This is a genomic window from Marininema mesophilum (assembly GCF_900106775.1).
GTDB classification, from domain to species: Bacteria; Bacillota; Bacilli; order Thermoactinomycetales; family DSM-45169; genus Marininema; species Marininema mesophilum.
The window spans coordinates 158,412-165,129 of sequence record NZ_FNNQ01000008.1 but is presented as its reverse complement, the minus strand read 5'-3'; the positions used below and the strand labels follow the sequence as shown (position 1 = coordinate 165,129).

The following is a 6,718-nucleotide window of genomic DNA, read 5'->3' as shown; positions in this document are numbered from 1 at the left end:
CGTTCTATCAACTGAAAGAATTTATCCGATACAAAGCAGAGATGGTAGGTATTCGCTTTGAAGAAGTCAAAGCGGAATATACCAGTCAAACCTGCCAATGTGGGCATCGAGAGAAATCTAATCGAAATGGGCTTCGTTTCCAATGTGAGCAGTGTGGCTATATCTGTCATGCAGACTTAAATGGAGCGATCAATATAGGTAAGGCGATATCTGGGCTCGCCGCCTGTATGGGTACATTCTAACTGTACAGGATGGGGTGATGACACACCCCTGAACTTGAGCGTTGTCCAAAACGGAAACGGATTGCGGACGCTAACGACTCAAAAATCCCATGGCGCCCGAAGGAAGTGCCCTTGGGGTGCTTCAGCCATGGGAGTGTCAAAAGTGGTTAAGCTTGTTGTAGGTATTTGCTGATATCGATACCCAGGGCATCCGCAAGTGTGCGTCCATATTCTTCGTCTGCACGATAGAAGTTGCAAATCGCCAAGAGTCGAGTTTGTTCATTGACCTGCTCTAGATCATTGGCCATGTTCTTAATCAAGTTTGCCCGTTCGGACTCATTAAATTTTTTCCATTGCAACCCAGCTTGGGTGAAGTTATCGGTTTTGTAGATTTTTTGGCGACCGGCTACACCAGAGAGAGGGGTTTCGCTTTCCAAGTAGGCTGGATCCTCTAGGGGATTCTCCTCATGACGGGAAGGTTCATAGTTGATCGTCGGCTGCTCTCGGTTTATTTGCATGTTTCCATCCTGTTGATGGTTTTGCACCTTGGCGTACGGGCAGTTGACAGGTAGTTGTAGGTAGTTTGGTCCAATGCGGTGACGCTGAGTATCAGGGTAGGAGAAGAGACGGCCTTGAAGGAGCTTATCTTCGGATGGCTCAATCCCTGGGACGACAGCACTGGGGGTGAAGGCGGACTGCTCCGTTTCCGCAAAGAAGTTTTGTGGGTTGCGGTTCAAGGTCATCCGTCCTACTGGATTGAGAGGATAAAGATCCTCTGGCCATACTTTCGTAGGATCAAGGGGGTCCCAATCAAAGTTATCCATATCTTCTATAGGCAGTAGCTGAACAGAAAGATCCCACTCAGGATAATCACCCTTGGCGATATGATCAAAAAGATCCCGAGTCGCATGTTGGAAATCGTTTCCTTGCACCTCTTTGACTTCTTCGGCAGAGAAGTTTTTGACACCTTGGATTGGTTTCCAGTGATATTTGACATAGATGACCTGACCTGCTGCATTGACCCATTTAAAAGCGTGAACACCGAAGCCTTCCATCTGACGATAGTTAGCAGGGGTACCATAGTCGGAGAATAGCCAGGTCATCATATGAGTTGATTCAGGAGAGAGGGACATAAAATCCCAGTATCGATCTGGATCCTGGATATTGGTATCCGGTGCTGGCTTTAAGGAGTGAACCATATCGGGAAACTTGATAGCATCTCGGATGAAGAAAACAGGTAGGTGATTACCGACGATGTCATAGTTTCCTTCCTCTGTGTAAAACTTCACAGCAAAGCCACGTGGATCCCGTGCTGTCTCTGGGGAACCAGCAGAATGGATCACAGTGGAGAAGCGGACGAAGACCGGGGTTTCATGCCCTTCTTTTTGTAGAAAGGATGCTTTTGTGTACTTCGTCATCGGATGTGTGACACGGAAAGTTCCGTATGCACCAGCACCACGGGCGTGCACGACACGTTCGGGTACACGCTCCCGATCAAAGTGGGCGATTTTTTCAATCAAATGATAATCTTCCAGTAGAGTCGGACCGCGGCGACCGGCTGTACGGGAATTTTGGTTATCCCCTACTGGGGCTCCTTGGTTTGTCGTCAGATTCTTTTTCTCGTTCATGCTGACGATCACTCTCCCTTATAGTATGTGTAAAGTAATAGTATTTATTTATTAATAATAATTATAATTAAAAACTGAGTCAACCCCTTTTTTGTGGCCTCATAGGATGGTATATACCCCTAACCATGTAATGGGCAATCATCATTTTATATGCATGGAAATCTAAAAGATTCGTACAGATGGCAGGCGTTGGACGTTGTATGGTACTTGTTGTAAGAAGGTATACTGATAACTGGTATGGTATATATTATCAAGTTTGATCTTTTCAATGGTCTGGGTTATTGGAACGTCTTTAGAAATGTTTTCCCAATAAAGTCTAACTTTCCATATAATTGTTGGATTGGAAATTGAGTGAACGATGATTTCAACTGGATCCAATGAAGTACGGAAAGGGGAGATACAAAAGTGAGAGACGGTTTTCCTATAAGGAGAGTAGTTTCGATTACTTTGGGATTGAGCCTTGTGTTTCCAAGTGGAGGATGGGCAGCAAATAGCGGTTCTGCTATGAACAACGGACGGCCCATCGATAATATCAAAGGAGGAGAGGAGTTCATTCAGGCAGAGAGAGGCAAACGGAACCCATGGGATGAACCAGCTCCGAACTCTCCTGTATTACATCACGGCCATCCAGGAAAAGTTGGGATGATTAAAGGTTCGCTAGATGCTATCGATCCTTTTATGGAGGATGCGGTGGCAAAAGAAACAACCCCTGGGGCAGTGGTACTAGTTGCCCGAAGTGGGGTTGTGGCCAAAGAGAAGGCTTATGGGAAGGCGGCCAAGTATAAAGATGATCAAAAAACACCCTTAGAACAACCGGTTGCGATGAAAAAGGATACGATTTTCGATATCGCCTCGATTAGCAAAATTTTTACGGCTACTGTGGTCATGAAGCTCTATGAAGAGGGTCGATTTCAACTAGATGATCCAGTAGCCCGGTATCTACCTGAGTTCGCCCAAAATGGGAAAGAGAATGTGACCATTCGTCAGTTATTGACCCATACTTCTGGATTTGAGCCTGGCATCCCCCTATGGAAGATGGGAAGTAACCGGAAAGAGCGAATCCAGATCGTTTTGAAACACCCACTAAAAAATAAACCGGGTAGCACCTATGTCTATAGTGATTTAAATATGATCACCCTAGGGGCCTTAGTAGAGAAACTCACAGGAAAACGTCTCGATGAGGTAATTAAACAAGTGATTACCCGTCCACTTAAACTGAAGGATACCCTTTATAATCCTCCTGCATCACTCCGAGAACGGATTGCGGCTACAGAGTATCAACCTGTGTTAAATCGAGGAATGGTTTGGGGAGAGGTCCATGATGAAAATGCTTGGTCCCTTGATGGAGTATCAGGTCATGCCGGTCTCTTCTCGACTGCCCATGACTTAGCTGTATTTGCCCAAATGCTATTAAACAAAGGCAGATACGGAGGAGTACGGGTTTTACAACCAAATACGGTTGCCTTGATGGAACAAAATCAGAATGCGGATTTTTCAGGGCATGATCATGGCCTTGGATGGGAGTTAAATCAACCATGGTACATGGATGGACTCTCGGGTACAGAAAGTATGGGTCATACGGGATTTACAGGAACATCGATGGTGGTTAGCCGCAGCAATGCAACGATAGCAATCACTTTGACCAACCGGGTGCATCCTACACGAGCGACATCATCAATCAATCCACTTCGGAGACAAGTGAATCGTTTTGTCGCTGATGGGATACCTGTCAAAGTGCCTGGTAGGCAGCAAGCCTGGTTTGCAGGCTATGGCGATCAACTGGACCGTAGTCTAATGTCAGAGGAATTACCCCTAGGGGAGAATCGCACGCTCACTTTTGACACATGGTATCGGATAGAACCAGGTGCGGACTATGGTGTGGTCGAGGGATCGGTTGATGGTCAGACGTGGTCCTCCCTAAGCCCATCGCTGAGTGGGGATAGTGAAGGTTGGGGCAGACAAGGGATTACATTGCCAAATGATGTTCGTTATCTCCGCTTTCGTTATCACACCAATGAAACAGGCAATGAACGTGGTTGGTATGTTAAACACCCGGTTGTTAAGGGTCAAGGAAAACCAAGCGCACTAAAGTTAACGGGGGAAGGATGGGTTAAGCGGAATCGGTAGATTGAAGTGCAGGGAAAGAATGATTGTTATCGTCGCTTAATATTTCCCTGTCTGCGATGAAGGAGAATGCGTTTCACCGGCCGGTGATCGGATAGTTTTCTAAAAACAGTAATTCCTGGGGACGTATTCACTTCATAAATCCATAGCTGTTTATTATCGATCCCAATATCGATCCCATATTCCCTAGGATAAGGAAAGCGCTTTTGCATGAGACGAGCTATACGAAAAGCAACTCGTTTGATCTCTTCCATCAGGGATTTTTGTTGAATAGGGCTACGGTTTAAATGATGGGCAAGAAGGGTTTCGATGGGGACGGGTTGCCCACCGCGAAATCGATTGGTCACTACACCATATCGTTTCCCTAATTTTCCAACCGCCCCACCATATACCCACTCTCCGTTAACACGTTGCATGTGAACGCGTAAATCGAAGGGAAGTCCACGGGTGGTTAAACTTTGTATGCCCTGCTGGAGAAGATATGGTTTTTTGCGTCCAATTTTCATGGTGGCCTGTCCTAGTTCTGCGCTGGTACCCTGCATAACCTTCGTGGTTTGACTGCGAAGAAGGTATTGATTGGGCTGAAGTCGCTCAATTCGATAAATGCCGAACCCTGAACTTCCGACGTCTGGTTTTACATAGACAGTTTCATAGCGAAGAATCATTTTTTGAAGGTTAACTAGGTTTAGTGGAAGTGTTTGTGGAAGATACGGAGAGATTACCGGATCATTTAATAATAGGTCGTTCTTGCATTCTTTACTTCTTATACAAAGTAGTTGAGTCAAATGTATTCCCCACCTTCATCATTACTAATCTAAATTACGTAGTGATGAAGGTGCTAGTGTGGGTTTTCTATGAGAAGGGGCTCTTTAATAGAAAAGTGGGTGTTAGCTATTAGCTATATCAACCCATCAAACAATTGTCGATTCGTAGATAGATAACCGCCCACGAAGCAAGCTGTTATACTAGCTTACCGAAAATATCAAATAAATATAGAAAATCCTTTCAGAGCGATGTTGTCTTTTGCAACGCCATTCCATGATGTGGTATAGTTAGGGCCGAAAAGTATGCGCTAAGTGGGTGGAGCTGTGTTGAAACGGATCATTCCCGATGAGTTTGTGCAATCGGTTTATGAAATCGATTTTAATGAGTTGCAACGCCGGGGTGTGAAGGGGGCGATTGTTGATCTGGACAATACGTTGGTCGAGTCGACGCGCCCTGATGCCACTCCGAAATTGGTTAGTTGGTTAGATCAATTGCAGGGGTTGGGTTTTAAAGTGATGATTGTTTCAAACAATAAACGGACTCGAGTCTCTAAATTTGCACAGCCCCTACGTGTGCCTTATATTCACCGGGCGAAGAAACCCCTTTCCCCTGCTTTTAAACGGGCGATGCGAAAGATGGAAATTCAACCGGAACAAACGGTCGTGATCGGGGATCAATTGTTTACGGATGTTCTTGGTGGAAATACCCTGGGACTTCATACGATATTGGTGGTCCCTGTATCTCAATCAGAAGGCACGTTTACAAAGGTAAACCGTCTCGCTGAACGGGTGGTTTTCCGTTGGATGAAGCAGAAGGGTTTGTTGGGCTGGGAGGAACAGAAGTGATAGAACAAGAGCGATGGTGTGAAGGTTGCGGAGTCACACTGCAAACAGAGGATCCCGAGGGACAAGGGTATATGCCAGCTTCAGCTTTGAAGCGGGAGCATATGATTTGTCGGCGGTGTTACCGGATCCGGCATTACAATGAGTTGGCACCTGTAGAGCAGGATCCTAGTGCTACATTGGGTCTGCTTGAGCAAATTGCCCAATCAGAGGCATTAGTGGTTCAGGTAATCGACCTCTTTGATATTTCAGGGAGTTGGATTCCAGGAATCCATCGTCATATTGGCAATAATCCTCTCCTTATACTTGGCAATAAAGTGGATCTTTTTCCTAAATCGATTAAGCATCAGCGTTTGAAGGAATGGGTACAAAGGGCAGCAAAAGACCTAGGTGTAAAGCCGGTAGATGTTGTATTGACGAGTGCTGTGAAAGCAGTACGGATGGATACCGTTGCAGAAGCGATTGAGAAGTACCGAGAGGGTCGTGATGTATTCGTGATTGGTACTGCGAATGCGGGCAAGTCCACCTTGATTAATCGCTTATTGAAGGAATTTGGTGGTGGGGAAGAAGCTGTTACTACGTCTCCATATCCAGGAACCACTTTAGATGCGATCAGTATCCCCCTTGGTGATGGCAAACATATCGTCGATATGCCAGGGGTGGTGCGTAAGGATCGGATGAGCGAGTGGGTAGACCCTAAGGAACTCAAGCAAATAACACCGGATGGGGAAGTAAAGCCAAAGGTGTATCAATTGAGTGAAGGCCAGACGCTCTTTTTTGGTGGATTGACCCGATTTGACTTTGTAGAAGGCAATCGACAATCCTTTGTCTGTTATTTTGCTAATGCCCTCTATATTCATCGGACAAAGCTGGAAAAGGCAAGTGAGGTTTGGGATCGACATCGCGGGGAACTCCTCTCTCCACCAAAAAAACCTGAATCGATGCCGAAGATGGTGCGACATACCTTTCATATCAAAGCAGGCAAGAAACAAGATATTGTAATCTCTGGCTTAGGCTGGGTTAGTATGGGTAGCGAGAAAGCAAAGGTGGATGTCTGGGCTCCTGAGGACGTCCGTGTAGAGCTTCGTTCCGCTGTTATTTGACATTCCTTAGATTAGGGATGGGGTAAATCGGGTAG

At 45.8% G+C, this 6,718-nt stretch carries 6 protein-coding genes; 4 read left to right on the top strand and 2 right to left on the bottom strand.

From position 1 onward, the window contains the following. On the top strand, positions 1-242 hold a 242-nt coding region (locus BLV90_RS09550; protein ID WP_143035029.1), incomplete at its 5' end, for a zinc ribbon domain-containing protein. Between the two features lie 146 nt (positions 243-388). Here the strand turns inward: BLV90_RS09550 and BLV90_RS09545 are convergent. Then, complete coding sequence (locus tag BLV90_RS09545) at positions 389-1,849, bottom strand: catalase (RefSeq protein ID WP_091739866.1); 1,461 nt, start codon at positions 1,847-1,849, stop codon at positions 389-391. Positions 1,850-2,254: 405 nt separating this feature from the next. On the opposite strand from BLV90_RS09545, the gene BLV90_RS09540 reads away from it, so the two are divergent. Continuing rightward, positions 2,255-3,976 (top strand): serine hydrolase domain-containing protein, encoded by a 1,722-nt coding sequence (locus BLV90_RS09540; protein ID WP_245726308.1) that lies wholly within the window; start codon positions 2,255-2,257, stop codon positions 3,974-3,976. A gap of 26 nt (positions 3,977-4,002) precedes the next feature. Here BLV90_RS09540 and BLV90_RS09535 read toward each other — a convergent pair whose 3' ends face one another. Beyond that, the gene (locus tag BLV90_RS09535) at positions 4,003-4,758 is read right to left on the bottom strand and encodes a YheC/YheD family protein (protein WP_177167985.1); all 756 of its coding nucleotides are present in this window, start codon (positions 4,756-4,758) and stop codon (positions 4,003-4,005) included. Positions 4,759-5,064: 306 nt separating this feature from the next. Here BLV90_RS09535 and BLV90_RS09530 point away from each other — a divergent pair, with 306 nt between their 5' ends. Beyond that, positions 5,065-5,583 carry a YqeG family HAD IIIA-type phosphatase gene (locus BLV90_RS09530; protein ID WP_177167984.1) on the top strand — a complete coding sequence of 173 codons (519 nt, stop codon included), beginning with the start codon at positions 5,065-5,067 and terminating at the stop codon, positions 5,581-5,583. After that, entirely contained in the window at positions 5,538-6,683 is a 1,146-nt protein-coding gene (yqeH, locus tag BLV90_RS09525) for a ribosome biogenesis GTPase YqeH (RefSeq protein ID WP_342707316.1), read from the top strand. The genes BLV90_RS09530 and yqeH overlap by 46 nt, the downstream gene beginning before the upstream one ends. Positions 6,684-6,718 lie beyond the last annotated feature (35 nt).